General features: G+C 48.6%; 25 protein-coding genes. 13 read left to right on the plus strand and 12 right to left on the minus strand.

Annotated elements, in window-relative coordinates; all coding sequences use genetic code 11:
- Positions 1 to 42 precede the first annotated feature (42 nt).
- Both AB4Y93_RS14580 and AB4Y93_RS14585 read right to left on the minus strand, forming a co-directional pair.
- Positions 43 to 273 (minus strand): hypothetical protein, encoded by a 231-nt coding sequence (locus tag AB4Y93_RS14580; protein ID WP_441893101.1) that lies wholly within the window; start codon positions 271 to 273, stop codon positions 43 to 45.
- Between the two features lie 409 nt (positions 274 to 682).
- Positions 683 to 925 carry a hypothetical protein gene (locus AB4Y93_RS14585; RefSeq protein ID WP_441893103.1) on the minus strand — a complete coding sequence of 81 codons (243 nt, stop codon included), beginning with the start codon at positions 923 to 925 and terminating at the stop codon, positions 683 to 685.
- Positions 926 to 1,139: 214 nt separating this feature from the next.
- Here AB4Y93_RS14585 and AB4Y93_RS14590 point away from each other — a divergent pair, with 214 nt between their 5' ends.
- Positions 1,140 to 1,700, plus strand: coding sequence for a superoxide dismutase family protein (locus tag AB4Y93_RS14590; protein ID WP_441893105.1), 561 nt, complete (start codon positions 1,140 to 1,142; stop codon positions 1,698 to 1,700).
- Between the two features lie 91 nt (positions 1,701 to 1,791).
- On the opposite strand, the gene AB4Y93_RS14595 is transcribed toward AB4Y93_RS14590, so the two are convergent.
- From AB4Y93_RS14595 to mscL, 4 genes are all read right to left on the minus strand, one after another.
- Positions 1,792 to 2,061 (minus strand): phage holin family protein, encoded by a 270-nt coding sequence (locus AB4Y93_RS14595; RefSeq protein ID WP_441893107.1) that lies wholly within the window; start codon positions 2,059 to 2,061, stop codon positions 1,792 to 1,794.
- Positions 2,062 to 2,448: 387 nt separating this feature from the next.
- Positions 2,449 to 2,760, minus strand: a complete 312-nt coding sequence (locus AB4Y93_RS14600) for a hypothetical protein (RefSeq protein WP_441893109.1) — start codon at positions 2,758 to 2,760, stop codon at positions 2,449 to 2,451.
- A gap of 94 nt (positions 2,761 to 2,854) precedes the next feature.
- Positions 2,855 to 3,487: an NUDIX hydrolase gene (locus tag AB4Y93_RS14605; RefSeq protein WP_441893111.1), complete on the minus strand. Its 633-nt coding sequence runs from the start codon at positions 3,485 to 3,487 to the stop codon at positions 2,855 to 2,857.
- Positions 3,488 to 3,514: 27 nt separating this feature from the next.
- Positions 3,515 to 4,012 carry a large conductance mechanosensitive channel protein MscL gene (mscL, locus tag AB4Y93_RS14610; RefSeq protein WP_441893113.1) on the minus strand — a complete coding sequence of 166 codons (498 nt, stop codon included), beginning with the start codon at positions 4,010 to 4,012 and terminating at the stop codon, positions 3,515 to 3,517.
- Between the two features lie 226 nt (positions 4,013 to 4,238).
- On the opposite strand from mscL, the gene AB4Y93_RS14615 reads away from it, so the two are divergent.
- Both AB4Y93_RS14615 and AB4Y93_RS14620 read left to right on the plus strand, forming a co-directional pair.
- Positions 4,239 to 5,009, plus strand: coding sequence for a sporulation protein (locus tag AB4Y93_RS14615; protein WP_441893115.1), 771 nt, complete (start codon positions 4,239 to 4,241; stop codon positions 5,007 to 5,009).
- A gap of 252 nt (positions 5,010 to 5,261) precedes the next feature.
- The gene (locus AB4Y93_RS14620; protein WP_441893117.1) at positions 5,262 to 6,344 is read left to right on the plus strand and encodes an FUSC family protein; all 1,083 of its coding nucleotides are present in this window, start codon (positions 5,262 to 5,264) and stop codon (positions 6,342 to 6,344) included.
- 714 nt (positions 6,345 to 7,058) lie between these two features.
- Here AB4Y93_RS14620 and AB4Y93_RS14625 read toward each other — a convergent pair.
- From AB4Y93_RS14625 to AB4Y93_RS14645, 5 genes are all read right to left on the minus strand, one after another.
- A complete protein-coding gene (locus tag AB4Y93_RS14625; RefSeq protein WP_441893119.1) occupies positions 7,059 to 7,355 on the minus strand; it encodes a transposase in 297 nt (98 codons plus the stop codon).
- Between the two features lie 22 nt (positions 7,356 to 7,377).
- Positions 7,378 to 7,521 (minus strand): hypothetical protein, encoded by a 144-nt coding sequence (locus AB4Y93_RS14630; protein ID WP_441893121.1) that lies wholly within the window; start codon positions 7,519 to 7,521, stop codon positions 7,378 to 7,380.
- A gap of 95 nt (positions 7,522 to 7,616) precedes the next feature.
- On the minus strand, positions 7,617 to 8,243 hold the full coding sequence (locus AB4Y93_RS14635; RefSeq protein ID WP_441893123.1) for a TVP38/TMEM64 family protein: 627 nt from the start codon (positions 8,241 to 8,243) through the stop codon (positions 7,617 to 7,619).
- 38 nt (positions 8,244 to 8,281) lie between these two features.
- A complete protein-coding gene (locus tag AB4Y93_RS14640) occupies positions 8,282 to 9,475 on the minus strand; it encodes an MFS transporter (RefSeq protein WP_441893125.1) in 1,194 nt (397 codons plus the stop codon).
- A gap of 29 nt (positions 9,476 to 9,504) precedes the next feature.
- On the minus strand, positions 9,505 to 10,698 hold the full coding sequence (locus AB4Y93_RS14645) for a diglucosyl diacylglycerol synthase (RefSeq protein ID WP_441893127.1): 1,194 nt from the start codon (positions 10,696 to 10,698) through the stop codon (positions 9,505 to 9,507).
- Positions 10,699 to 10,872: 174 nt separating this feature from the next.
- Between AB4Y93_RS14645 and AB4Y93_RS14650 the strand changes: the two genes are divergently transcribed.
- Positions 10,873 to 11,853, plus strand: coding sequence for an aldo/keto reductase (locus AB4Y93_RS14650; protein WP_441893129.1), 981 nt, complete (start codon positions 10,873 to 10,875; stop codon positions 11,851 to 11,853).
- 88 nt (positions 11,854 to 11,941) lie between these two features.
- On the opposite strand, the gene ilvA is transcribed toward AB4Y93_RS14650, so the two are convergent.
- Entirely contained in the window at positions 11,942 to 13,210 is a 1,269-nt protein-coding gene (gene ilvA, locus AB4Y93_RS14655) for a threonine ammonia-lyase IlvA (protein WP_441893131.1), read from the minus strand.
- A 98-nt stretch (positions 13,211 to 13,308) separates the two neighbouring features.
- On the opposite strand from ilvA, the gene AB4Y93_RS14660 reads away from it, so the two are divergent.
- The 9 genes from AB4Y93_RS14660 to AB4Y93_RS14700 all read left to right on the plus strand — a co-directional run bounded on the left by AB4Y93_RS14660 (position 13,309) and on the right by AB4Y93_RS14700 (position 25,121).
- Positions 13,309 to 13,854 carry a hypothetical protein gene (locus tag AB4Y93_RS14660; protein ID WP_441893133.1) on the plus strand — a complete coding sequence of 182 codons (546 nt, stop codon included), beginning with the start codon at positions 13,309 to 13,311 and terminating at the stop codon, positions 13,852 to 13,854.
- A gap of 121 nt (positions 13,855 to 13,975) precedes the next feature.
- Positions 13,976 to 14,986 carry a LacI family DNA-binding transcriptional regulator gene (locus tag AB4Y93_RS14665; RefSeq protein WP_441893135.1) on the plus strand — a complete coding sequence of 337 codons (1,011 nt, stop codon included), beginning with the start codon at positions 13,976 to 13,978 and terminating at the stop codon, positions 14,984 to 14,986.
- A 597-nt stretch (positions 14,987 to 15,583) separates the two neighbouring features.
- Positions 15,584 to 16,627 (plus strand): LacI family DNA-binding transcriptional regulator, encoded by a 1,044-nt coding sequence (locus AB4Y93_RS14670; RefSeq protein WP_441893137.1) that lies wholly within the window; start codon positions 15,584 to 15,586, stop codon positions 16,625 to 16,627.
- 70 nt (positions 16,628 to 16,697) lie between these two features.
- A complete protein-coding gene (locus AB4Y93_RS14675; RefSeq protein WP_167278465.1) occupies positions 16,698 to 17,609 on the plus strand; it encodes an ABC transporter permease in 912 nt (303 codons plus the stop codon).
- Positions 17,610 to 17,625: 16 nt separating this feature from the next.
- Positions 17,626 to 18,507: a carbohydrate ABC transporter permease gene (locus AB4Y93_RS14680; RefSeq protein ID WP_441893140.1), complete on the plus strand. Its 882-nt coding sequence runs from the start codon at positions 17,626 to 17,628 to the stop codon at positions 18,505 to 18,507.
- Between the two features lie 58 nt (positions 18,508 to 18,565).
- Positions 18,566 to 20,158: an extracellular solute-binding protein gene (locus AB4Y93_RS14685; protein ID WP_441893142.1), complete on the plus strand. Its 1,593-nt coding sequence runs from the start codon at positions 18,566 to 18,568 to the stop codon at positions 20,156 to 20,158.
- Positions 20,159 to 20,269: 111 nt separating this feature from the next.
- Positions 20,270 to 22,258: a glycoside hydrolase family 2 TIM barrel-domain containing protein gene (locus AB4Y93_RS14690; protein ID WP_441893144.1), complete on the plus strand. Its 1,989-nt coding sequence runs from the start codon at positions 20,270 to 20,272 to the stop codon at positions 22,256 to 22,258.
- Positions 22,245 to 23,693: a glycoside hydrolase family 30 protein gene (locus tag AB4Y93_RS14695; RefSeq protein WP_441893146.1), complete on the plus strand. Its 1,449-nt coding sequence runs from the start codon at positions 22,245 to 22,247 to the stop codon at positions 23,691 to 23,693. Before AB4Y93_RS14690 ends, AB4Y93_RS14695 begins: the two co-directional genes overlap by 14 nt.
- A 30-nt stretch (positions 23,694 to 23,723) precedes the next feature.
- Positions 23,724 to 25,121, plus strand: a complete 1,398-nt coding sequence (locus AB4Y93_RS14700) for a glycoside hydrolase family 30 protein (protein ID WP_441893148.1) — start codon at positions 23,724 to 23,726, stop codon at positions 25,119 to 25,121.
- Positions 25,122 to 25,332: the final 211 nt, after the last annotated feature.

Here is a 25,332-nt window from a genome sequence, read left to right on the forward strand (position 1 = left end):
ATTCCGTACCCTTTAAATAGGCACCTACAGAATGGATTTGACTTAACGAGGTGCATGAATCGAGATTGCTTGAATACTACGAGGATTAATGAACAAGACTTCATTATCGACCAAGAACAGTGCAGAATTCCCTTCAAATCCAAGGAATGTAGCATTGATCCCACGTGGACCAGTGTGGTCAAATACAACGTCTACACGTACCCCTGGAGAGAGACGGAATAGAATGCTTGGAGCTCCACCAAACCCTCCAACAGAACCAGAACCACAACTCATATTTTTTTCCTCCTTTCAATGAACCTTATACAAGATATGAGAGTTTGTTAGCAAACGACAAGGCTAATCTACTAATGAATTAATGGATTTTACGAGATTAACAATTTCGAGGTGCATGCAACGAGATTGCTTGAATACTACGAGGATTAATGAACAAGACTTCACCATCTACCAAGAACAGTGCAGAATTTCTTTCAAATCCAAGGAATGTAGCATTGATCCCACGTGGACCAGTGTGGTCAAATACAACGTCTACACGTACCCCTGGAGAGAGACGGAATAGAATGCTTGGAGCTCCACCAAACCCACTATTAAACCCACCATTAAAACCACAACCACAACTCATATATTTATCCTCCTTCAATGATTCTCATAAAAATATTTGCTAGCAAACGACAAGGCTGATCTACTAACGATGCAACGAGATTGCTTGAATACTACGAGGATTAATGAACAAGACTTCATTATCGACCAAGAACAGTGCGGAATTTCTTTCAAGTCCAAGGAAAGTGGCTTGGAGCCCCCGTGGACCAGTATGGTCAAATACAACATCTACACGTACCCCTGGAGAGAGACGGAATAGAATGCTCGGAGCTCCATCAAATCCTCTATTAAAACCTCCATTAGAACCAACACCACAACCACAACTCATATATTTTCCTCCCTTCAATGACTCTCAAACAAAATATGAGAGTCTGCTTTTATACTATTCAGATTTGAAAGAGAGGTATGGACGGCTGACTTAGTCGAAACGCATAAATTAATCGAGGTATATATTTATAGAGCAAAATATTTAGGCAACGAATGAATATTTATCTTCTTCCTGGTAAAAGATAACTTGGAAATTACGCCCCAAGGAGGATAACATGAACAAATCAATGATGCTGTGTTCGCTTGGCTTCCTCGTCGCAAGCTGCGGGTTTTCCAGTGCAGCAATGGCAAGCCAAGGACATGGCCACCACACGCGCAGTCATGTGATGGAAGCAAAAGCTGCTTTTACCGATACGAAAGGGAATCAGATTGGAACTGTCGTATTGACGGAGGAAAAGGACGGCGTGCATCTGAAGCTGGAGGCTAAAGGGCTTACTCCAGGCGTTCACGGCATTCACTTCCATAATGTTGGAAAATGCGAGGCGCCGTCCTTCGAATCCGCCGGCTCGCACCTGAATCCGAAGAACAAACAGCATGGCTTTGATAATCCGCAAGGCTTCCATGACGGCGATCTGCCGAATATTACGGTAGAAAAAGACGGCACTGTGAAGGCCGAGATTATTTCGAAAAATGTAACGCTCGACACAGAGGCGCCAAACTCGCTGCTTCCAGTGGCCGGCACCGCGCTTGTTATTCATGAAAAAGCGGATGACTATAAGACAGACCCATCAGGCAATTCTGGCAGCCGCGTAGCCTGCGGTGTAATCCAGCACTAACATACAAAAGGCACAGCCGTCCTCTTCGGATAGCTGTGCCTTTTTCAATTCATCCGCGTTCGCTCATCTTCGAAGTGCTTCGATAAAGGCTTTATCCCTTTCCTCTTTTTATAAACGTCTGCTTCACCAGCTGGCTTCCGTACACGGAAAAGGCTCCGCATAAAATACCCTGCAGTACACTTTCCACATGAAAGCCTAAGATGAGACAGGAACAGAGGATGGCTACCGCCGTTACCGCATACACTATGGTCCAATCAGGCACAATCGGTGTCTGCTTCAGCATATAACCGATTACCCAGCAGGCTGCCACAACAATCATTAACCGGGGATCGATGAGATTCGTAATATTCTCCCATGACATACCGCCACTTCCTTCGCTCTACGCTATAACATCGTACTTTATTCTATGAAACTATGGAGCTTAGTGAGAGGGCTTCAGTACATGGCCAATAAATAAAGCGCGATGCTCCGAAACCCCGGAACCCGCGCTGTTGCTGGCTTTATAAGAATGCTGATGAAGGGAATTGAACCCCCGTGCCTTTCTTTTTTTGGGCTAACCGGACACTTCTACACTTATTCATCCGCCTACGCATACGATATGTAAGATATCGCTTGACACAGGAGGCGAATGAGCATGCCTATTATTCCGAACTTCCCAAGGGAATGGCTGGAGGAGCATACAGTATGGCATCATCAGTATCATGTGACGCCGGGAACAATGCCGCCGCCGGGGTTCGGTGAGCAGTTTTTACGGTTCCACCGCTACTTTATTAATAAGGTGTATGATTGGTTTGACCGTGTGGGATATGACAAACGGGTTGTTGCCGGCTGGCAGCAGATGCCTGCGGGCATTATGCAGGCACCGTGCATGAACCAGCAGGCCTTGTACCGGATCATGTATAATCCGCGCTCGTTCAGCACGCTTGATGAGTTCGGCCGGTTTATAGAGTACAGCGGTGTTCACGGCTGTATCCACGCCACCGCTGCGCGATTGTATAACAACCCGGAGATCGATAACTTTGACCTCTGCACAAGGCAGACCGAGTTCTACAACATCCATGGCATGGTTGATCAATGGTACCGGAACTGGGAAGCAGCCTGGGGAGTCCGGTCGGACAGCCGCGGCAAGCAGCAGCTTCCAAGCGGTGTGTCCGTTACGTACAATCGCACAATGCCCGCATTATCGACGCGTAGTAGCTCGATTCCCGAGGCACGAATTCAGCAGCTCGGACGGCTCGCTTCACCTTGGATCGCTCACCTGCAGCCGTTAGCTCAACGCCCTCACAAATCAGTTCCGCCAGTTCTCCCTCGAACAAGCGGATCATCTGTTCAACGTCGGCCTCAAATACAGCCGCCACTTCTTCGAATTGCAACTTTAAGGCGTCAAGCGGCAAGGAGCATACAAGCGCAAAGACGTCGCTGACCTCGCGGTCAATGAATGGCACGCCTCTTACTTCGCCTGACATTTCCTTGCGTGCCTCACCAAGCGGGATCAGATCCTCGAAGCGGGCAGCTACGCCAAGCTCTTCTTCGATCTCGCGTACAGCATCCTGCACGGTCTCGCCGGCCGTTAGATGACCGGCTGCCGTAATGTCGTAACAGCCGGGATAGGTATCCTTCCCGGCTTGCCGCAATTGGAACCGCACGTATTGGCGGTTCCCTTCGCGGCGTGTCAGCCAGCAATGGAAGGAACGATGCCAGTAGCCAAGCGCATGGGTCTCAGAACGGCTCGCTGTGCCAAGCGGATTTAATTGTTCATCATAGATATCGAAGCGTTCTTCTGCCATGGAGAGAGCCACCTTTTTGCCATGAAATTAATTGCTGACGGCTGTTCCTTCTTCCAAGACCGAGGTGCAGTGCTTGCAGCGTGTAGCCTTAATCGGAATTTGGGACAAGCAGTACGGGCATTCCTTCTCGGTAGGTTCTGCGGGAGCAGCGGCATCCTCCGGCTTAATACGGCGCAGGATGTTAATTCCTTTCACAAGCATGAAGATACAAGCCGCAACGATAAGGAAATCCAGCAATACGTTAATAAACTGGCCGTAAGCGATAACGGCTACGCCGTTTTTGGTCGCATCGGCCAAGGTATGTATCGTAACGCCTTCCGGCAGAGGCTTGTCGGAGCCGAGATTGATGAACAAATCCTTGAAGTCCGCGCCGCCGAGCATCCGTCCGATGGGAGGCATAATGATATCGTTGACGAGCGAAGTGACGATTTTGCCAAAGGCGCCGCCAATAATGACACCAACTGCAAGATCGATCACGTTCCCTTTAATGGCGAATTCTTTGAATTCCTGAATAATTTTTTTCATGAAGAAATCCCTCCTACAAATAATTCGAATGCATATGCTTCCTACTATTGCTAAGCTCTATAAAATCTACTCTACTATATTAGACGATCTTGCGGCTGATAGAAAGTCTGCATCCAGGAAGAGGCAAATAACACGCTGATAAAATGCAACCTCCATCACCGATCGCCCGTAATAGGCTTAGGCAATTTTAATAAATCCTATTATTATGAATGAAGGGATGGATGATATGTTTAATCGTTTATTGGCCAGTATTGGAATTGGTTCCGCCAAGCTCGATACACTTCTGGAGAAGTCGCAATATGTACCTGGTGAAGAGGCTCGTGGTGTAGTCAATATCCGAGGAGGCAGCGTTGCACAAAACATAGACACGATACAGATATCGGTCATGACCGAATACATCCGTGAAAGTAATGATCATAAAGTTAGGGCGCATGGGGAGGTCGGACGTTTCCATGTCAACGCCGCTCCATTCACTTTGCAGGCAGGGGAGACAAAAGAGGTACCGTTCTCGTTCCGTCTGCCGTATCAAACGCCGCTTACCATCGGCCGTGCGCCAGTCTGGGTGAAGACGGAGCTGGATGTTCGCGGAGGCGTGGATCCAGGGGATAACGACCGAATTGACGTACTGCCTACAAGCGGTATTAATACGGTGCTTCATGCTCTCGATTTGCTCGGGTTCCGTCTGCGGAATGCCGAATGCGAATATTCTCCTCGCCACGGCGGCGGTATGCCGTTCGTGCAGGAATTTGAGTTTGTGCCAACGAGCCAGTTCCGCGGCCAGCTGGATGAGCTGGAAGTGATGTTCTTCTCTTCGGATCGTGAGCTTGAGTTGCTGCTACAGGTTGACCGGAGAGCTCGCGGGCTGGGTGGGCTGTTCGCAGAGGCACTTGATATGGATGAGACGTTCGTACGCTGCAGATTTACCGAAGAGCAGCTTCAGGCGGGGCCGGCAGGAATTGCCCGTCAGTTGTCTGAACTGATTGCCAGGACCATTTAGTTCGGGTGAGAGGTTGAGCTGGTCCGAGATGCTTCGAGAGGGGCGTCTCGGGCTTTTTTAAAATATAAGCCCAGTATATGCTTTCCCTATACTGGGCTTATATTTCACCCGCGAAACGTCAGCTGCTCCTCTCAAGGACGGTGCAGCCGTTTACGCTTGTGCGCGGTGTTGAGATCGTGGCAGGTTAAATCTTGGCTAATTTAAGGTTTGTGGCATAATAAAGGGAAAGAAGTTCATGAAGGGGAAGTTGGTATGACGATTGGAGCGCGGGTGCTCAAGACAGGAATGGCCGTTGCCTTAGCCATTTACATAAGTGGATTGTTTGGATTTGCGTCACCGCTTATTACAACGGTCGCTGCAATTCTAACGATCCAGCCGTCTATCTATCGCTCGTGGCAGCAGGTGCTGGATCAGCTCCAGACCAATCTGCTTGGCGCCGTGATGGCGCTGGCTGCCATGAAGCTGTTTGGGCAAACGCCGATTGCTGTTGGACTTGTATGTATTCTTGTTATTTTAGTAAGTATTAGGCTCAAGATGGAGACCACCATCGGCGTTACGCTCGTAACCGTTGTGGCGATTATGGAGGCTCATGGTCAAGGGATTACATTGGCGCTTGAGCGATTTTTGATGGTTTTAGCGGGGATGGGGGCGGCATTCGTCGTTAATGTACTTGTGTTTCCACCTCGTCCGAGACGGCAGTTCACCGAGCAGGGGAATCATGCGTTCTCACAGATGTCGCTGCTGCTCCGAACGGCTATTTCGAATGAGATGAAGGAGCAAGTATACCGTAAGGAAAAAGAAAAGCTGCACAAAACGCTGCGCAAGCTCGAGGATAGCTATAATCTGTTCGAAGAAGAGCGCAAGGTACTCGCAAGAGCGAAGAGAAGTCATGCGCGCCAGCTTCTCGTATCCAAGCAGATGATTAGAGCGCTGCAGAAGGGCTCGGATCTGCTTGAGGTAGTGGAGGAGCATTATTTCTCCTCACCAAAGGCTGGGGATTGGGCAGTCCGATTCGACCGTCAGATTGAAGATTTGACGAAGTACCATGAATCCATTGTGCTGAAGCTCGAGAACAAAATGAAGCCAAACATCTCTATGGAACCTGGCGAGGAGCGGGAAGCACGCCTTGTTGCCGACCTCACGGACTATATCCGCGAAGACCCGGATGAGCATAAACGGCTGATCTTTGTCGCCTCCGCGTTGTTCGAATACGCCTACCATCTGCGCCGACTGGAGAAGCTCGTTGATCACACGCAGCGCACCCCCGGTCTCGGCGAAGCGGAAGAACGCAGAGGCGACGACCAAGCAGAGGAGCCTGCTGCGATAAGGGAATAGACTAGCCTGTCGCGGCGACAACTGAGGCGCCGCGGCCAATAAGTAGCAAACACCGAGTTATAGTGGGCTGAACGTGCGAGCGTGAGGTAAGAGTAGCCCAATAAGTCGGAAAAACCGTGTTACAGTGGGTTGAAGGTGCGAACGTGGGGCAAGAGTAGCCTAATAAGTCGCAAAAACCGTGTTACGGTGGGTGGAACGTGTGAACGCGTGACGATCAGGACTGAAGCAGGTACTGATGTGTTAGGGTTCTTATGTCCTTAACGATGCGCCGCATCGTTAAGGACACAAAAACGTGGGTTAGTTGAGGTCTTGACGATGTGCGACATCGTTAAGGTATACGAAATTGGTCGTAAGACGGCAAAAAGTAGGGTAATGAGCGAGCTTAACGATGCGCCGCATCGTTAAGGGCTCGAAATCATGAGTTAGTTGATGCCTTAACGATGTGCGACATCGTTAAGCGTTCGGTTAGACGACGGTCGGCTGGTAACTAGCCGAACACAAAAATGGCCCCCTCAAAATAATGAGGGAGGCCATTTTTGTGAGTTGTGCAGCTAGGGGAGGGGTAGAGGGATTGTATCTCCTGAAGAAGCGGAGCGTCTGCCTTTGTGTAGCACCAGAATTGCCACAGGGAGATAATCCAGTGGCAATTCGGTTTACCAAAGGAGTTACATTCCCATCATCCCGACCCCCAGCTGCCCCGCCACCAACCACAAACTAGAAGTCCGTCTTATTACTCCCCTTATGGCGCCGCGGATGCTGCATATGCGCTTCCGGATCATTATCGTCATCCTTGGAGATCAGACGAGGATCGGTGCGGCCTTCATGGTGATTGTCGAAGTCAAGCTCGACAAGCTCCCATTCGGTCGTTCCGGCCTGCGGATCGGCTGGGAATACGGCGCCGCGTTCAAGCTTTTCCACGCGGCCTAACTCATTTTTATAAACACCGGACACCTCAACATGCTCGCCCGACATTGGATCCATTTCATTATGCTGATGCTCTTGCTCGCTCATGGCCACTCGTCCTTCCCTTAGCTTATAATCCGTGCTTCGGCACCGCGGCTGTATCTGCTTCGGACTGCTTTTGGCTAGCCTTTTGCTTACCTTGACCGGTACGGTCGGCTAATGATTGCGCTTTGCTGGCTTCGACTTGTTTGTGGGACGGCCATTCACCTGACATACTGCCATCCTCCTTTCGGCAATTAATCCTTTAGCAGTTTGCCACGAAAGGAGGTTATGTATGAGCAGTCAGGAGCAAGAGGAACAAATTACAGGTTAATTCACGTGATAACGGGACTCTAGTTTCTTGCCGCCGAACCACATGATAATGATAACGGCACATGTGACGAAGATGCGCCAAGGCTCCTCGCGGAAGCTGCTGATATTGAAGCTAATGAGTGAAATGCTTAGAATCATGACCGCTTTGCCAAGTACAGTCGCAAGGACAAACGTACGGAATGGGATCTTACTGAACCCAGATACAATATTAATAATGGATGACGGGGAGAACGGGAAGCAGGCCAGCAGAAAAAGCGGCGTAAATCCTTTCTGATCTACCCATTTGAAGAACCTCTCTGTCTTAGGGAATCTCCGCTCAATTTTGGCTTTTACATTCTTCCCAAGCTTACGGCTGATCCAGAATACACAAATCGCTCCAATGGATACACCGATCCAAGAAAGCAGAAAGCCCAGCCATAAGCCGAATATATTCGCGTTTGCCGCTACGATAACGACCAAGGGTAGGAAGGGCAGGAACGATTCGAGAAGAGGCAGCAATATACCGGGGAATATCCCGAATTGCGAATAGCTCTCCAGCGTCCGCTGCAAATGCTCAAGATCCAGACTTCTCATCTGGACATACAGCTTCTCCATACTTTCCATCATATACATTGTTGAATACAACCCCACTCCACCCCTTGCGGGAAAATAATTCGAACTTGTTATCCACTTTTACCAATCAACTTGGATGACGGGATTAAGAGGTACAGAAAGGCTATACCTCCAAATAACGCGGCACTAACCCAGATGACTGAGCTTGTGCTGAAGCTAGCGGCAATAAGCCCGCCTGCAACAGGACCAACCATCCCGCCAATACCCTCCACCGTTGCGAGCAGTCCCCAGCCTAAACCTTCCTGGTTCGGAGGCACGAAGGAAGCAAGCAAAGCATTCCAAGCTGGAAGAATCGCTGCATAAGATAACCCGAGTATAACCACAATAACTAAACAATACCAAAATGGAAGCCGCGATGCCAACAAAGACAAGCAGATCCCAAATATGGCGAAGCCAATGATTAGAAACCAGTGCTTCCCGCCAAGCTTGTCCGACAAGCGGCCCATCGGAATCAGTCCGGCAGCTGCGCACACACCTCCTGCAGTCAGCAAGAGAGAATATTGCGTTCCAGCTAGTCCAAGCCCTTTCTCAGCAAAGCTTGGGAGGACAGGAACAAGCATGCTGGCGCCTGCCGTCTGCATGATCATTCCGGGCAGAATCATTCGCATAGCTTTTATACGTTCTACTAAGGTCGATAGTTGCCGATTTAACGGCATAGCTTGAACCGAAGGCTCATCCGATCTTTTGCTGCTAATGAAGAACGCCAAGAACGCTCCGATAACCGACAGGATAAGAAGCAGAAAGTACGTCTTGTTCAAATAGTAGTCGAGCAAAATATTGCACACAATGGGTCCAGAGCCTAGTCCCACGAGCCAGACGGTGTACAGAAATCCGATCTGCGTCGCCCGATTATCCTTGGACACCTTCGTCAGACAGACAATCCAAATCGGTGAAATTCCGATCCCATAAAGAGCTGCAGCCATAATGAACAGCCACGGCACAGTGGCAAATGGAATCAGAAACACTCCGATAAGCGATACGAATAGGCCTGTCCGTACGACAAATCGAATAGAGAAGCGGTCCAGCAAATAGCCAAAAATCAATTTGAGCAGTGTATCTGTCAAATAGTGAGCCGTAATCGCAAGGCCGATTATATCAAGTGACAGGTGAAGTACCTTCGCCCCATAAATGGGGAGCAGGCTGATCAGCACCGCGCCCCGCACGAATTCAACGATAAATAAAATAACAGAGATAAGCCGCATCTCTGCTCCTAGCCATGTTAAACGCATCCCAATCTTGTTCACTTGTGGTCAAGCCCCTTTGCAAATTCACCCTAACTATAGCGTTGACCAAATTTTGTATTCCAACCGCATTCTTGCAAAATATGCTGGGCAATCGTGTCCGCTGCCGCCTCTTCTGTCTGCAGGCTTTGCACAGCAAGCTTGCTGTGCAGCAATTGCTGTGGATCATCAGCCAGCTCCATGATAGCCTCCGCTAGTTCTTCCGGATCGCTGGCAATACGGGCAGCGCCCTTGTCTTGCAGATAACGAGCGTTGCGCTTCTCTTGACCAGGAACAGGACGATAAAGGAATAATGGCAGGCCGGCACTAATCGCTTCTGCAATGGTCACACCGCCAGGCTTTGAGACGAGGCAGGTGGCTAGAGCCATAAGCTCATAGATCTGCTCTACATAGCCGAATAGATGAAGGCGTTCTACTGCTTCATGCTGCATGAATCGGCTTGCTATGGCGGCCCGCAGCAGGCTGTTGCGGCCGCAGACGAGAGCAATCTGTACATTGGGGTGGCGTTCCAGCAGCAGGGCACACAGCTCATCACAATCCGGCATAACACCTTGTGCGCCTGGCATAAGCAGAATGACCGGTTTATCCGGCTGTAGTCCGTATTTGGCATAAAGCTCCGTTGTGGGAGTCGGACAACAGAAGCCGCGTTTCAATGGAATGCCGCTGACAGTTACCCGATCCGGACGGATACCAAGCGTACCTAGCTCTTGCTTCAGATCATCTGTAGCGACAAAATACCGGTCAATACCGGGATGCACCCAGCGGCGATGAAGGTCAAAGTCGGTAATAACGGTGTAGGCAGGTATAGTTGTTTGCGGCAGGACTTTCTTTTTGAGGCGGCGGCGGTGAAGGGCAGGAAGAGCAAAGAAGGGAAAGGTATGAATCACCGCATCGGGCTGTTCTTTCTGGAGGAGCTTTCTGATTTTGTCACGGCCAAAGGAGTGCAGAAACCCTCCAAGCAAAGAGTTATGCTTCATCGGACGAGTAACCCCGTATACCCAGCCATATAGATGGGGGATATGCGTATAGCTTTTCATATACACACGTTTGGTCATCTCGTTAAGCCAAGGATGGGATTCGGCCATCAAATCGATCATGACGGTTCGGTGATTGCCCTGTTCCTCGAGTGCGTCACGAATAGCTTTAGCGGCCTGCAAATGTCCTTCTCCGTACGATGCGTACAGAATTAACACCTTAGGCTGATGGCTGTTGTTATATCGGACCAATGAATGCACACCTCCTGCCGCAAGTATAGCGGACCAATGTCAACGCATTGTGATAATGTTGGTTCTCTCATGTTAATTTTGTATAATGGGACATGTATCCAAAATTTGATCTGAGAATTTCCTGTTTCGTTCATTCGGCATGGGGAAAACTCACTAATGGGAGTGAGACGGACAATGAAGTATACCTATCTTGGTCAGTCGGGCCTTCGTGTAAGCCGGTTGTGTTTGGGAACGATGAATTTTGGTGTGGACACGGATGAGAAGGAAGCTTTCCGCATTATGGATGCGGCACTTGATGCCGGCATTAATTTTATTGATACAGCAAATATTTATGGCTGGGGAGAGAATTCCGGCCGCACAGAAGAAATTATCGGGCGCTGGTTCGCACAAGGCGGCGGTCGCCGTGAGAAAACAGTGCTCGCTACCAAAGTATACGGCGACATGCATGATCCTTATGACGGTCCAAACCGTGATGCAGGTCTTTCTGCCTATAAAATTCGTCGCCACCTGGAAGGTTCGCTTCGTCGTCTTCAGACAGATCATATCGAGCTGTACCAAATGCATCACGTTGATCGGAATGTGAACTGGAATGAGCTGTGGGGGGCATTCGAGACAGCCGTTCATCAAGGGAAAATCGGCTATGTAGGCTCCAGTAACTTTGCAGGATGGGATATTGCAGTGGCGCAAGGCGAAGCAAAGGCAAAAGGAGTTCTTGGACTTGTATCCGAGCAGCATAAATACAACCTGCTCTGCCGTCTGCCGGAGCTGGAAGTACTGCCTGCTTCCAAGGCGCTAGGTCTTGGTGTCATCCCATGGAGCCCATTGGATGGCGGATTGCTGTCTGGCGGTCATCGCCGTGGTAGTTCGGGAAGACGTAGTGGTGAGAAGAACGAACGCTTTGGACAAGTAAAAGATCAACTGGATGCTTACGGGGCATTATGCGATGAGCTGGGTGAATCGGAGGATCTCGTATCACTGGCTTGGCTGCTTGCCAATCCGGCCGTTACAGCACCAATTATCGGGGTGCGCACGCTCGAGCAGTTCGAACGTTCGCTTCGTGCGGTAGAGCTGACGCTTGATGAGTCGACACTGAAACGTATCGACGAAATTTTCCCTGGCCCAGGCGGAGACGCGCCGAAAGCTTACGCTTGGTAATTGACGCAAGCGGTAAGCCTTCGGCGCGCCGAGGGTTTACATATTTTAAATTCTCGCCATCGAAGGACGGCACAGCCGTTTCACCTTGTTAGATCAAAATGTTAAATAAAACAGGGTCCTTATTTAGTTCAACGAACTGGAAGCCCTTCTTCTGCATTCGCCCGATGAGCGGAGCATAATCTTCTCGCTGTTTGAGCTCAATGCCAACAAGTGCCGGTCCATTGTCTTTATTATGCTTCTTCGTGTACTCGAAGCGGGTAATGTCATCGTTTGGTCCAAGGACATCATCAAGGAATTCTCGGAGCGCTCCAGCTCGCTGTGGAAAGCTAAGCATGAAATAATGCTTCAGCCCTTCATAGATGAGCGAGCGCTCCTTGATTTCCTGCATCCGGTCAATATCGTTGTTACCGCCGCTGATGACGCAGACAACTGTCTTGCCCGCAATTTCGTCGCGCATCAGATCAAGCGCAGCAATCGGCAAGGCACCAGCAGGTTCAGCTACAATTGCGTTCTCGTTATACAGATCAAGCAGGGTTGTACAAACTTTGCCTTCAGGCACGATTACGACATCATCAAGCAGCTCACGGCAGATGGCGAAGGTCAGATCACCGATCCGTTTAACGGCAGCGCCATCGACGAATTTGTCGATATGCTCGAGCGGCGTTACTTGACCAGCATCAAGGGATTCACGGAGCGAGGGGGCGCCTTCAGGTTCAATGCCAATGACTTTTGTCTGCGGTGAGACGGTCTTCACATACGAAGCGACACCTGCTGCAAGCCCGCCTCCCCCAACGGAAGTGAGAACATAATCGGGAACCGTTTCAGCAGCTTCCATTAATTCTTGGCCAACCGTTCCATTGCCTGCGATGATCTTCGGATCGTCGAATGGATGGATGAAGGCCATGCCGCTGTGCTGACTTTCGGCAATAGCCTCTGCATAGGCATCATCAAACGTGTCTCCGGTTAGGATAACTTCAACGAAATCGCCGCCGAAAAAGGCAACTTGGTTCACCTTCTGGCGCGGAGTAGTGCTTGGCATATAGATTTTACCTTGTACGCCTAGTGCCTGACAGGAATAAGCAACCCCTTGCGCATGATTGCCAGCGCTTGCGCATACAACACCTGCTGCGAGACGCTCAGGCGGCAAAGAACGCATGAGATGGTATGCGCCGCGGATTTTGAACGAACGGACAATTTGCAGGTCCTCACGCTTTAGCAGGACGTTGCAGCCGTAACGCTCGGAGAGTACACGGTTATATTGTAAAGGAGTGCGGGTAATAACATCCTTAAGATGCATTTGTGCATGGACGATATCTTCAAGCTCAATCTTGGTGGAATAGGATGATTGAAATTCCATAATAAGTCACCTCGTTAATAGTCGCGATTCGACAAACATTGATGATTCATTATAGCACTAACTTTGCTTTTATGTAGGGGAAAAGGAGGAAGCCCTATATGCGTTTGTTGAAATGGTTTGTCGTTATTATTGTGCTGTTTGCTCTCATCCTTGCGGGGGCAGGTCTCTGGCTGAAATCTTACGTCGCTCCTTCGGAGAAGCTTGATCTGGCTTATACTCAGGTATCGATTAAGGATAAGGCGATCGAGATGGTGCAGAAGCTCAAGCCAGAAATTGTGCTGTCGGAAGCCGACGTGAACAATCTGATCAAGGGCCAATTACAAGTTGGTCATTCGGATACGCTGCCTCCGGATATGACGCTGGATGGTGCACGTTTTGAGCTCAGTGGCAACAAGCTGCTTGCCCATTTGAATATGACTTATCGCAATATCCTGCCGCTTGGGATGCTTGCTACCTATAAAATGACATGGCAGTCTCCAAATCTTATTCTCGAGCCCCAATCTCTTACTGTCAAAGACTATGACCTTGGGCGGGAACGATTAGATAGAATTGTGGTCCCGATTGAGCTGCCGAGTATTATAACGGTTCGGGATATGCAGTTTTTAGACGATCAGATGATCATCAAACTTCAGCTCCATTTGTAAATAACCTTTGCTTAAGCGGCGAAGGTTATTATTTTACATATAGAATGCATAATACTCATATTGAACTTGTCAGAATTTATTCATATAATTTAGTAAAAACGTTACAGTAAGGGAATATAACGTGGACAAAAAAATAGTGGATGTAGCGAAACGGGCAGGCGTATCTGCCGCTACCGTATCGCGTGTGCTGAATGAGAGCAGTCTTGTATCGGAGAAAACGAAAGTAAAGGTGCTCAAAGCTATTGAGGAGATGGACTATCATCCTAATGCGGCGGCCAAGCATCTGCGTTCCCAAAAGACGATGACACTGGGTATTATCGTACCTGATATTAACGTGTCTTATTTCTCTGAGATTATTAAAGGTATTGAGAACAAAGCTTATGCTCATAAATACAAAGTACTTATTTGTGACTCGGATAATCAGATCGAGAAGGAAATGGAGTATTTGGATCTGCTGCCGGACCGTACTGTCGACGGTATGGTTCTTGTTACACCGCGAGTAAGTGATGATACGATCCAGGAGTATGTAAAGAAGGGGTATGTCATTGGCGTCGTTGGTCGAGCAGTCGTACACGATGAAATACTAAGCTGCAAGACAGATAACGTTAAGTTCTCGACTGAGGCGGTAAGTCATTTGGTCAAGCAGGGACATCAGCAGATCGCCTACATTGGCGGCTATTCCGATTCGCTTGAGAACTATGAGCGGATGGAAGGGTATATGAAGGCGCTTAAGGATGGGAAGATTCCGTTCCTGCCTTCCTTAATTGATAACGGTGACTTCGAGGAGACAGGCGGTTATCAGGCGTTCTGTCGATTAAGAGAGCGAAACCAATCGTTCACTGCGGTCTATGCAGCTAATGATGAGATGGCGCTTGGCGTTTATCGCGCTTGCCGGGAAAAAGGCATTTGCATTCCGGAAGACATGGCTGTCGTTGGCGTCGATAATAACCGGATTACGGAATACCTGCTGCCCGCTCTCAGTACCGTCGAGCAGCCGAAATACGAGATGGGTTCCCATTTGACGGAGATGCTAATCAATCAGATGCACGGCAATGATAACAGTCCGCAGAAGAAGCATGTGATTCATTCTAAGCTAATCATTCGGGAATCATCTAGTTACATGCGTGAGTAAAGGTTAATAGCTTACTGCTACAGAAAGAGGGCTGCCGATGGCAGTCCTTTTTCTCTTTTTCTATCGGTCTATTGTCTACGGTTTCGTGCTATGTTGGATTATGTGCAGTGAAATTCGCTCAAGGGTGGCAGAACCTTCTCTACATTGGATTTGATCCAGTAGAAATTGTACATGAAGGCTCAAACCGCGGGTTGAAGGATCATTCCGCTGTATGAAATCCAATCTAAGGGCTCCGCTAAGCGGCTATTGCGAAATGGAGTGGATGAAATCCAATATAGAGCGGGGAAGTCCTAAGCTTATTGAATAAAATGCAGTGAAATGATGTACAGCATGTAATCTATCATTTTGCCGCTAACTTTTACTTGTTTACTGTGATTTATGCTCCAATTTGCTTTAACAATGAGAACGATTTCACAAACATGACGTGCGGTAACGCATCACAACGCAGGGCTATTGGCCCTGAAAACACTTGGTACTATGCGGTTTTCAGGATTTTTCCGAAAAATATCGGACAATCTCTGAAATAAATGATTGAAATCGATTTCAGTCCATGCTAATATCGGTGTATATAAGTCAGGCAAAAAGAAAGTGATGTAAATGAATGATAGCAAGATCATTGACGTAGCAAATCGAGCGAAAGTATCCGTAGCAACAGTATCAAGAGTGCTGAATCGAAGCGAATTGGTTAGTGAGAAGACGAAGAAGCGGGTGATTGAAGCTATTCAGGAGATGAACTACACTCCGAATGCGATGGCCAAGAACCTGCGGTCCAAGAAGACAATGAAGATTGGCGTCGTCGTCTCCGACATTGAAGTTTCTTATTTCGCTGAGATTATTAAAGGCATCGAGAATATGGCGAATTCTCTCGACTATAACGTCATCATCTGCGATGCACAGAACAAGAAGCAGAAGGAACTCGAGTATGTTTCGCTGCTGCAGAACCGCACCGTGGACGGTATGATCTTCGTTACCCCCGAGATGACAAACAAAGAAATCATCGGGCTGGTGGAGGATGGCTACAGTGTTGGCGTGATCGGGAGGAATATCGAGCATGAACTAATCCCATGCGCGTTTACGGATAACGTGAAGCTGGCAAGGGAAGTTGTGAATCATCTGATTGAGCAGGGACATGAGAAGATCGCGTTCCTTAGCGGATATGCAGATGCGATTGACAGCTACGAACGTCTTGAAGGGTATATGAAAGCGCTTCGAGATGCAGGAATGCCTTTTGTACCTGATCTTATCGACAATGGAGATTTTAATGAAGATGGCGGCTACGTCAGTTTTATGAGGCTGCGCGAGAAGAATGCAGACTTTACGGCAATCTTTACGGCTAACGATGAGATGGCATTAGGCGTGTATAAAGCATGCAAGCAGTTATCGATTCAGGTGCCGCAGCATTTGGCCATCGTAGGTGTCGATAATATTAGGCTCACGAAATACATTACGCCGCGTCTGAGCACAGTTGATCAGCCGAAATACACAATGGGAGCTCTGCTCACAGAGAAGCTTATTGATCAGATGAACAACAATGTGTTTAAGGACAAACGGATTTTCAAAGTTGAATCCAAGCTGCTCATTCGGGAATCCTCGGTCTTTAATCGCATCCGTACGAATGACGATCAAGAAGCAACGAAGTAACTATTTTCATGAGGTAAAAAGAAATCGATTACATTTTCAGTTTATTTTGATGTCACGGAGGAATGTCGGTATGAAAGGTTTTTTCCAGGAGCTCGTCCGGAATAAGATTTTGTTCCTTATGATTGCGCCTGCCTTGTTATTCTTCGTAGTCTTCTCCTACGCTCCGATGGTTGGCGTGTATTACGCCTTCACCCGGTTCAGCTTTGATGGAGGATTGTTCGGAGGCGAATTCATTGGTCTCAAAAACTTCGAGTTTCTATTCAACTCAGGCGTACTGTGGAACCTGACGAAGAATACGGTGCTCTACAATATTGCCTTCATTATCATCAGTAACGTTCTGCAGCTAGCTTGTGCAATCTTCCTTGCCGAACTTCCGGGCAAATGGTTCAAGAAATCAACGCAATCCATTATGTTCCTGCCGTTCTTCGTATCTTTCGTACTAGTAGGGGCTTTCGTATTTAACCTCTTCTCGAACAGCGGTGTAATCAATACGATGCTGACGTCGATGGGGCTTCAAACGTATGACTTCTACATGCACACGGCACCTTGGAAATACATTATCGTCTTCTTCCATGTGTGGAAGGGACTTGGCTACGGTACAGTCATCTATCTGGCAGCGATTATGAGTGTCAGCGATGAATACCATGAAGCAGCTAAAATTGATGGCGCGAACATTTTTAAGCGCATCCAACATATTACGATTCCGCTGCTAATTCCGACATTCATCCTGCTCATCCTGCTTAGCTTGGGCGGTATCCTGAAAGGACAGTTCGACCTGTTCTATCAAATTATCGGTAACAACGGTATGCTCTACAACTCAACGGACATTATCGATACGTACGTATATCGTTCACTCGCGGTTAACTTCGATATCGGTATGGGTACTGCAGCTGGCCTTTATCAATCACTCTTTGGGTTCGTGTTAATTCTTGTGGTTAACTATATTATTCGGAAAGTGCAGAAGGACTACGCACTGTTCTAGAAGGGGGATCGACATAATGAAAATGGAAAAAGCAACAGTCGTCTTTAATATCATTGGTTACGTGTTGATTACCATCTTGACAGTGCTGTGCCTGCTGCCATTCGTTCTGATTGTCTCCGGCTCTTTTACGCCGGAGATAGAGATTGTGAAAGCGGGCTTTAAGCTGATACCGGAAACATTCTCTCTGGATGCATATAAGGCAGCTTTCAGTAATCCTAAGCAAATCTTTGACGGCTACCGTGTCACGATTATGATCACTGTCATTGGTACCGTAGTAGGTTTGTTCCTGACTTCAATGGGCGGGTTCGTTCTTTCGCGCAAAGATTTCAAATATCGGGATCAGCTTTCATTCTTCATCTACTTCACGACGCTGTTCAGCGGTGGCCTTATTCCATGGTACATCCTGATTACGAAGCACTTGGATTTGAAGGATACTTATCTGGCACTTATTCTTCCGTCGCTCCTTAGCGCTTGGAACATTATCTTGATGAAGAACTTCATGAAATCGATACCGGATTCGATCGTTGAATCGGCCAAGATTGATGGAGCAGGCGAATTTACGATTTTCCTGAAGCTGATCCTTCCGCTTTCGGGCCCTGGTCTTGCCACAATCGGTTTGTTCATGTCTCTTGGTTATTGGAATGACTGGTTCCTGGCGAATCTGTTTATTACAAGTGAGTCGCATTACCCGCTGCAATTCCTGCTGTACAAAATCTTGGCAAGTGCTGCCGTTCTGAAGACGAACGTTGCAGGCAACTTGTCTCCGGACTTCCAACCACCGGCAGAGACGCTCAAGATGGCAGCAGCCGTTATCGCAACTGGTCCTATCGTATTCTTGTATCCGTTCGTACAGCGGTTCTTTGTTAAGGGCCTCACGATCGGCGCGGTAAAAGGTTAGTACCGGCTTTGAGCCGGCTGACATATAGGCGTACCAAATAAAAGGAGGAGTCATTACCATGAAAAAGATAAAAACGATGGGCACGCTGCTCGTTTCGACAGCTGTGATGGCTAGCATGCTCGGAGCATGTGGTTCCAACAATTCCAACAACACGAATGCAGGTTCAAACGCAGGTACAGAAGCAAGCGCAAACACAGGTTCCAACAAGGCTGATGCAAAAGCACCGGATACTTCGAAAAAGGTCGAACTAGTCTGGTATCTGCTCGGCGATCCTGCAAAAGATCAAGCAAAGGTTACTGCTGAGCTTAACAAAATGCTCGAGAAAGATCTGAACACAACGATTAAGCTGAACTTTACAACTTGGACAGACTGGCAGACGAAATACAACCTGCTTCTTGCTTCCGGAGAGAAAGTTGATATGCTCTTCGCTTCCTCGTGGGCGGATTTCTATAAATTCGCGAACCAAGGTGCGTTTATGCCTCTGAATGATCTCTTGCCAACTTACGCTCCTACGACTTGGAGCAGCGTATCCGAGCAAGATTGGAAAGAAGCAACAGTTAACGATAAAATCTATGCCGTTCCAGCAACCTATCCAGAATATACACCGGATGGCCTTGTGTACCGTGAGGACTGGAGAGAAGAACTTGGTCTTCCTGAGATTAAAGACCTTGCTTCCATCGAGGCTTACCTCGAAGGCGTGAAGAAATCCAAGAACATAACGCCAATCAATGGCAAAGCATACAACGAAATCTTTACCATGTTCAAATCTTATGAAGGCTTCCAACAAATCGGCGGCGACAGCGGCGTCATCGTATCGAAATCATATGATACTCCTCGCGATATCGTAGCTTATCCATTCACTCCAGAGTTCGAGGAGTGGGCAAAAACAATGAAAACTTGGGCACAAAAAGGCTTCTGGAAATCCGATACGCTGTCGGACCAAAAAGAAGCTGGTGACGCAATTAAAACAGGTCAAGGCGCTGCATACTGGCGTAATGCTCCAGGCGCAGGCGGCTTCATTACAGGTCTGCAATCTTCGAACCCTGAAATTAAAATGGGCTACTTCCCGTTCAGCCGTTTCAAAAACCTGACAATGCCTACACTGTCGGTTAACAATGCAATGGCGATTCCGAAAAGCGCACCAAATGCAGAACGTTCCCTGATGGTATTGGACAAACTGCGTAACGATCCGAAGTACTATGACCTGATCAACTACGGTCTTGAAGGTACTCACTACTCGATGGACGCTGATGGCAAACACATCGTTACACCTCCTGCAGGCGTAGCTGCTAAAGGCTTTATCGGCTATGATATTGCAACTTGGGGCTTGCGTGTAGAGTCGATGGAACGTAAGAAACAAGCCGGCGGCTGGGAAGGTTTCGACGCTTTGCTGGAAGAGTTTAAATCGCAAAGCAAACCAAACATCTTCGCTCAAGTTATCATGGACTACAATCCGGTTAAATCGCAGCAAGCTGCTGTAAACTCGGTTATCCAGCAGTACGGCATGCCTCTGATGATGGGTCTTGTTCCGGACGTGGATAAGGCGATTGCGACTTACCGCAAACAGCTTGAAGCGGCTGGCGTGAATGAAGTACTGAAATATGTTCAAGAGCAAGCAAACGCTTCTTTTGATGCACAAGGAATAAAGTAATAGGCTTTGCATGACCAAGGGGGATGTAAGTGACCTGTGCGCAGGGATAGAGTGCGCATTCGTCCTTCTCCCCCTTTTGCTTTACAGAAAAATAGAGATAGGAGAGACATCATGCTGAAAACAACTTTAACGTTAGAAACGATTAACGGCGTGAACATTCCGTTCCAGAATGGGATGCCTGTGCCTTCCTTTGAACCACAAACAAGAGCGAATATCGCTTTGAATGGGAAGTGGCTGAAACGCCGCCTGGCTATGGATCATGATTTCTCACTGGCACCACGTAGTGCTGACTGGCTGGCTGAGCTTGAGAAGCGGGAAGGGGAGTATGTAGGCGAGGCTTCTACAGCGCAATGGCAGAAGCACGCCATCCCTTCACCGGAAAATGCATTGACTGGATTAGCGGAAGCGAATGCAGCGGAAACCTATGAAGATGGTGTCTGGTACCGCAGAACGTTCACGGTTGCGAGTAAAAATGAAGGATATGCCTACACGCTCAAGGCGCTTGGTATTAGCTATGTTGCAGATATTTGGCTGAATGGGCAATGGATCGGCAATCACGAGGGCGGATTTACTCCGTTTGCCTTCGATATTACAAACTTGCTCCGCGCAGATGATAACGAGATTCGGATTCGCGTTGATAACCCGCCATGGGGCAGCAGAGTCGATACCATTCCTGCAGTTGCTGGTACGGATTTCTTCAATTACACCGGTATTATTCATGATCTCTATATTGAAGTAACGCCTAGTGCTGCAATTGTTCGGGCAGATATTATCCCGCAGGACGTGCAAGGCAAGTTGGACGTGAAGGTTGTTCTGCATAACCGCGGCATTGATGCGGTAGAGGTTGGACTTGAAGGCAGTCTGCTGGAAGTGGACTCGGAAGCACCGAATTTCCTTGCTTCTCCGCTTGCTTCCACGTTAACTGGCGTGACGGCTGTTACGGACCAGCCCATGACAAGTGAAAGTGAACTGCTGCTTCAGCCGGGTGAGGTGAGGGTTGTACGGTTCGAAGTAACGGTACAGAATCCGAAGCTGTGGTCGGTATGGCAGCCGAATCTGTATGTTGCAACATTTACGCTGACGTCTGTTGGCACGGATCTGCTGGCACAGGATATTTTCAGCACCCAGTTCGGCATTCGGACGGTAGGTACGGATAAGACAAAAATTTTGCTGAATGAACAGTCCGTCTTTTTGGCTGGTATTGCCCGCCATGAAGAATGGCCGGATACAGGCCGGACAGCAGCTTGGAATCGGATCCGGGAAGACCTGGAACAGATCAGAGCACTAAACGTCAATATGGTAAGAACGGGGCATTATCCGAACCATGTCTACACGTATTTGCTGCTGGACCGGATGGGACTGCTTGCGATGAGCGAAATTCCGCTGTGGCAGTTCGAGACCGAGCATTACGAAGCACAAGCGGAGAAACGTCTCGCTGATCAAATGTGGCGGGAGATGGTGTTTTCCCAGTACAACCGCCCATCCGTTATCATGTGGAGTACGCAAAATGAATCGAAGGATGTCTGGCTGCGCCTCGCTTATAACGAGCGTCTTGTAGCGGATCTGAGAGAGAACTACAACGATGGACGTCTGCTGACGCAAAGCTCGGCGGCCGATCAGCCAGGCCCACATGATCCGTCAATGGCACCACTTGATGTGGCGGCATGGACGATGTACTTTGGTATTTTCCATGGCGGCACCTATTACGAAGGTACAAAGCAGTTCCTTGAAGAGGCTCATCGCCTTTTCCCTGACAAGCCGATTCTGAATACGGAATTTGGGAACTGGTCCTCCGGTGGTAATGAAGGGGAGCAGGTCGTCACTTATGAAGAGACGATGCGAGCTTTGATGGAACAAGGGACGGTCAATGCAGAAGGGCACTTGAATCCGGATGGCTATGTAGCGGGGATCGACTTCTGGATTGTGTATGACTGGTATGTGAACCACAATAACTGGATCGACACTTTTGGCATTATTCATATGGACCGCAAGACCGAGAAGCCGGTAGCATTGCTTATCCGTCGAGATTATGGAATTATTACGCAGCATAACGGTGGTTTTGGCAAGCAAGCAGAGGGAGCAGTTAATGAAACGAATTAGCAGTGTGGTACTTCCGCTCCTTCTAGTATCTTTGCTGGCGGCGGGCTGCAGTGGCAATTCAGGTGGATCCGATGCTGGGCAAGTGCAAGTATGGCTAACCACACCGGATCAGAGCAAGCTGCTCCAGCAGGAAGATTCTCTGAAGCTGACGAGAGCAAAGGACTTAGACGAGACGGTTATCACAATTGATGACCACACGGTCTACCAACAGATGGATGGCTTTGGCGCTTCCCTAACGGATTCCTCGGCATGGCTGATTGCGAACAAGCTGAATGATACGCAGCGGGAAGAGCTGATGAACAAGCTGTTTGATTATGAGGCGGGTATTGGTATCAGCTATATGCGCGTACCGCTTGGCGCTTCTGATTTTGCGTTAGAGAACTATACCTTTGACGATATGCCTGCAGGGGAAAGTGATCCGGAGCTGAAGAAATTCTCTATCGATCATGACAAGGAGTATATCATTCCAACTCTTCAACAGGCGTTGAAAATGAATCCGGATTTGAAGCTGATGGGTACTCCTTGGAGTGCTCCGGGCTGGATGAAAACCAGTGATTCTGTCATTGGCGGCAGCTTGAGGCCAGATGCTTATGAGCCGTTTGCGAATTATTTGACGAAAATCATCCAGGCATATGAGGCAGAAGGCGTACCGTTTGATGCCATTACTCCTCAAAACGAACCCCATTATACGCCGGAGGATTATCCTGGCATGCGAATGGAACCGGTAGAACAAGCTGAGCTAATTAAGAATTACCTTGGCCCTGCCTTTGAGAAGAACAACATCAAATCCAAGATTGTTATTTGGGATCATAACTGGGAGGAGCCCTATTATCCGCTAACCATTTTGAACGACCCAGAAGCACTGCAGGTTGTGGATGGCACTGCATTCCATGGCTATGCCGGTGAGGTTGGCAATCAGGCACAAGTACATGATGCGCATCCTGATAAAAATCTCTATTTCACGGAGAGCAGCGGCGGAGCGTGGTCGACGGATTTCGGAGGCAATCTGAAATGGGATATGGAAAACCTGATCATTGGTGCAACACGCAACTGGTCGAAGGTGGTTCTTAAGTGGAACCTTGCGCTTGATGAGAACTATGGTCCAACGATTGGTGGCTGCAAGGATTGTATGGGGGTTGTCACGATTAACCAAAATTCTGGTGATGTGACATATAACTCCGAATACTATTCGTTTGGTCATGCCAGCAAATTCGTAAAATCTGGTGCATACCGGATTGAATCCGGCCCATCGGTCAGCGGAGAGATTGAACAGGTTGCTTTCAAGAATCCTGACGGTTCCATCGTGTTAGTCGTCTTAAATGCGGCTAGTGCAGATAAGGAATTGACAGTTAAGATTGGCAGCAAGTCGTTCGCCTATACGATGCCTGCAGGTGCTGCAGCGACATTCGTATGGCCTGGAACAGACAGCAAATAACTTAGTGTATAAGCTAGAGGAGGAAACAGAATGTCTACTTTAATCAAATCTGCCGTTACAACGCAAGAAGTTGAAGCATGGCTTAGCTCAGAGATGACTCCAGGGAACACCCGCTGGTTTGAAGGGCCAGCAGATCCTGCTTATGCTCTAAGCGTGCAGCCAAAGCTTACGTTAACGGCTCCTTCTGCATCCGATCTGCCAACCATTCTCGTCACGCCTGCCCACACCTATCAGCAAATGCTTGGGATTGGTACATCGGTAGAGGACACCACGATTAATAATCTATCGAAAATGGATGCGGCAACCCGTGCCAGCTTCATTCAGCAGCTTGCTGACAAGGAATCGGGTCTTGGCTTTAATCTATTCCGGATTACAATAGGGACATCGGATTTTACAGCTCAGCCTTTCTATACGTACAATGATCTTCCTGAGGGAGAGACGGACTTCGACATGAAGCATTTCTCCATTCAGAAGGATGTTGACCTTTCTATTATAGAGACGGTGCAGGCACTGCTTAAGGCAGCGCCTAATGCGAAGATTTTTGCTTCGCCTTGGAGTCCGCCGGCCTGGATGAAGACAAACGGTAATTTGAAGCGGGGAAGCTTGAAGGAAGGCGCGGAGTATACGGCGGCATTGGCAAAGTATTACCGTCTTGCTATTCAAGCCTTCGGGGGGCAGGGTATTCCAGTTGGTGCGATGACGATGCAGAACGAGCCGCTTCTTGAGACCGATTATCCAAGCTGCTATATGTCGCCCGAACGTCAGCTTGAGCTGGCGATTGCACTGAAGCGTGAATTTGAAGAGCATGGCCTATCGACAAAGCTATGGATCTTCGATCATAACTTTGCCGATGCTATGGGTTATGTGACGCCGATTTTAAATGATTCGGAAGGATATAACGTGGTAGACGGGATCGCTCTGCATGATTATGACGGTTCGCCGGAAGTTATGAGCGAGATTCATGCCGCTTACCCAGAGAAGCCGATCTATTTGACTGAGCGCTCGCTGTGGGGCACAGCAGGAGCTGACCGTATGGCACAGTATTTCCGCAACTATGCCAGCAGCTACAACGCATGGGTGACGATGCTGGACAGTCAGATTGGCACTCACCAATGGCTGGGGCAGCCGGGTCCAACCATGTTCGTACAGGATGCCGCGCAGCCTAACCGTTACTGGAGAACACCGGAATTTAACTTGCTCGCGCAGTATTCCCGGTTTGTTGAACCAGGTGCATACCGAATCGGCAGCACGTACGGCTCAGCGGAGACCGTAACAAACGTCGCCTTCCGCAATCCGGACGACAGCCTTGTAACAGTCGTGATCAACCAGACGCAAGAAGAGCAGTCGTTCCGCGTATTGTGCGATGGCCAGCAGTTCATCGCAGCACTCCCAGCCGGCACAGTTGGCACGTACCGCTGGAACCAATAGAAGTCGTAAGCCGATCTTGAACCCCAGGTTCAAGATCGGCTTTTTTTTGTATGTAATCACAGTATTGTAGTTCTGTGCAATCGCACGAAGGGGCGTTGCTCAGTCCCATTCGAGACCTGGGCCCGATGCTCGATGCTCGATCCCCGATCGATTGCCCCAAGTCCAACCTTCGCCTAAGAATTTCAGCCTGTTTTCATGGGCTATGTTGTAT

It is taken from the genome of Paenibacillus sp. YAF4_2 (genome assembly GCF_052113225.1).
Classification (GTDB): Bacteria; Bacillota; Bacilli; order Paenibacillales; family Paenibacillaceae; genus Pristimantibacillus.

Coding starts and splice junctions, on each gene's coding strand:
- AB4Y93_RS14700 (WP_441893148.1), top strand. CDS start 23,724: ATGTCTACTTTAATCAAATCTGCCGTTACAACGCAAGAAGTTGAAGCA.
- AB4Y93_RS14620 (WP_441893117.1), top strand. CDS start 5,262: ATGACGATTGGAGCGCGGGTGCTCAAGACAGGAATGGCCGTTGCCTTA.
- AB4Y93_RS14605 (WP_441893111.1), bottom strand. CDS start 3,487: ATGGCAGAAGAACGCTTCGATATCTATGATGAACAATTAAATCCGCTT.
- AB4Y93_RS14670 (WP_441893137.1), top strand. CDS start 15,584: ATGAATGATAGCAAGATCATTGACGTAGCAAATCGAGCGAAAGTATCC.
- AB4Y93_RS14625 (WP_441893119.1), bottom strand. CDS start 7,355: ATGAGCGAGCAAGAGCATCAGCATAATGAAATGGATCCAATGTCGGGC.
- AB4Y93_RS14695 (WP_441893146.1), top strand. CDS start 22,245: ATGAAACGAATTAGCAGTGTGGTACTTCCGCTCCTTCTAGTATCTTTG.
- mscL (WP_441893113.1), bottom strand. CDS start 4,012: ATGAAAAAAATTATTCAGGAATTCAAAGAATTCGCCATTAAAGGGAAC.
- AB4Y93_RS14615 (WP_441893115.1), top strand. CDS start 4,239: ATGTTTAATCGTTTATTGGCCAGTATTGGAATTGGTTCCGCCAAGCTC.
- AB4Y93_RS14685 (WP_441893142.1), top strand. CDS start 18,566: ATGAAAAAGATAAAAACGATGGGCACGCTGCTCGTTTCGACAGCTGTG.
- AB4Y93_RS14585 (WP_441893103.1), bottom strand. CDS start 925: ATGAGTTGTGGTTGTGGTGTTGGTTCTAATGGAGGTTTTAATAGAGGA.
- AB4Y93_RS14680 (WP_441893140.1), top strand. CDS start 17,626: ATGAAAATGGAAAAAGCAACAGTCGTCTTTAATATCATTGGTTACGTG.
- AB4Y93_RS14675 (WP_167278465.1), top strand. CDS start 16,698: ATGAAAGGTTTTTTCCAGGAGCTCGTCCGGAATAAGATTTTGTTCCTT.
- AB4Y93_RS14600 (WP_441893109.1), bottom strand. CDS start 2,760: ATGGATGTTGTAGAACTCGGTCTGCCTTGTGCAGAGGTCAAAGTTATC.
- AB4Y93_RS14580 (WP_441893101.1), bottom strand. CDS start 273: ATGAGTTGTGGTTCTGGTTCTGTTGGAGGGTTTGGTGGAGCTCCAAGC.
- AB4Y93_RS14690 (WP_441893144.1), top strand. CDS start 20,270: ATGCTGAAAACAACTTTAACGTTAGAAACGATTAACGGCGTGAACATT.
- ilvA (WP_441893131.1), bottom strand. CDS start 13,210: ATGGAATTTCAATCATCCTATTCCACCAAGATTGAGCTTGAAGATATC.
- AB4Y93_RS14630 (WP_441893121.1), bottom strand. CDS start 7,521: ATGTCAGGTGAATGGCCGTCCCACAAACAAGTCGAAGCCAGCAAAGCG.
- AB4Y93_RS14590 (WP_441893105.1), top strand. CDS start 1,140: ATGAACAAATCAATGATGCTGTGTTCGCTTGGCTTCCTCGTCGCAAGC.
- AB4Y93_RS14595 (WP_441893107.1), bottom strand. CDS start 2,061: ATGTCATGGGAGAATATTACGAATCTCATCGATCCCCGGTTAATGATT.
- AB4Y93_RS14650 (WP_441893129.1), top strand. CDS start 10,873: ATGAAGTATACCTATCTTGGTCAGTCGGGCCTTCGTGTAAGCCGGTTG.
- AB4Y93_RS14660 (WP_441893133.1), top strand. CDS start 13,309: ATGCGTTTGTTGAAATGGTTTGTCGTTATTATTGTGCTGTTTGCTCTC.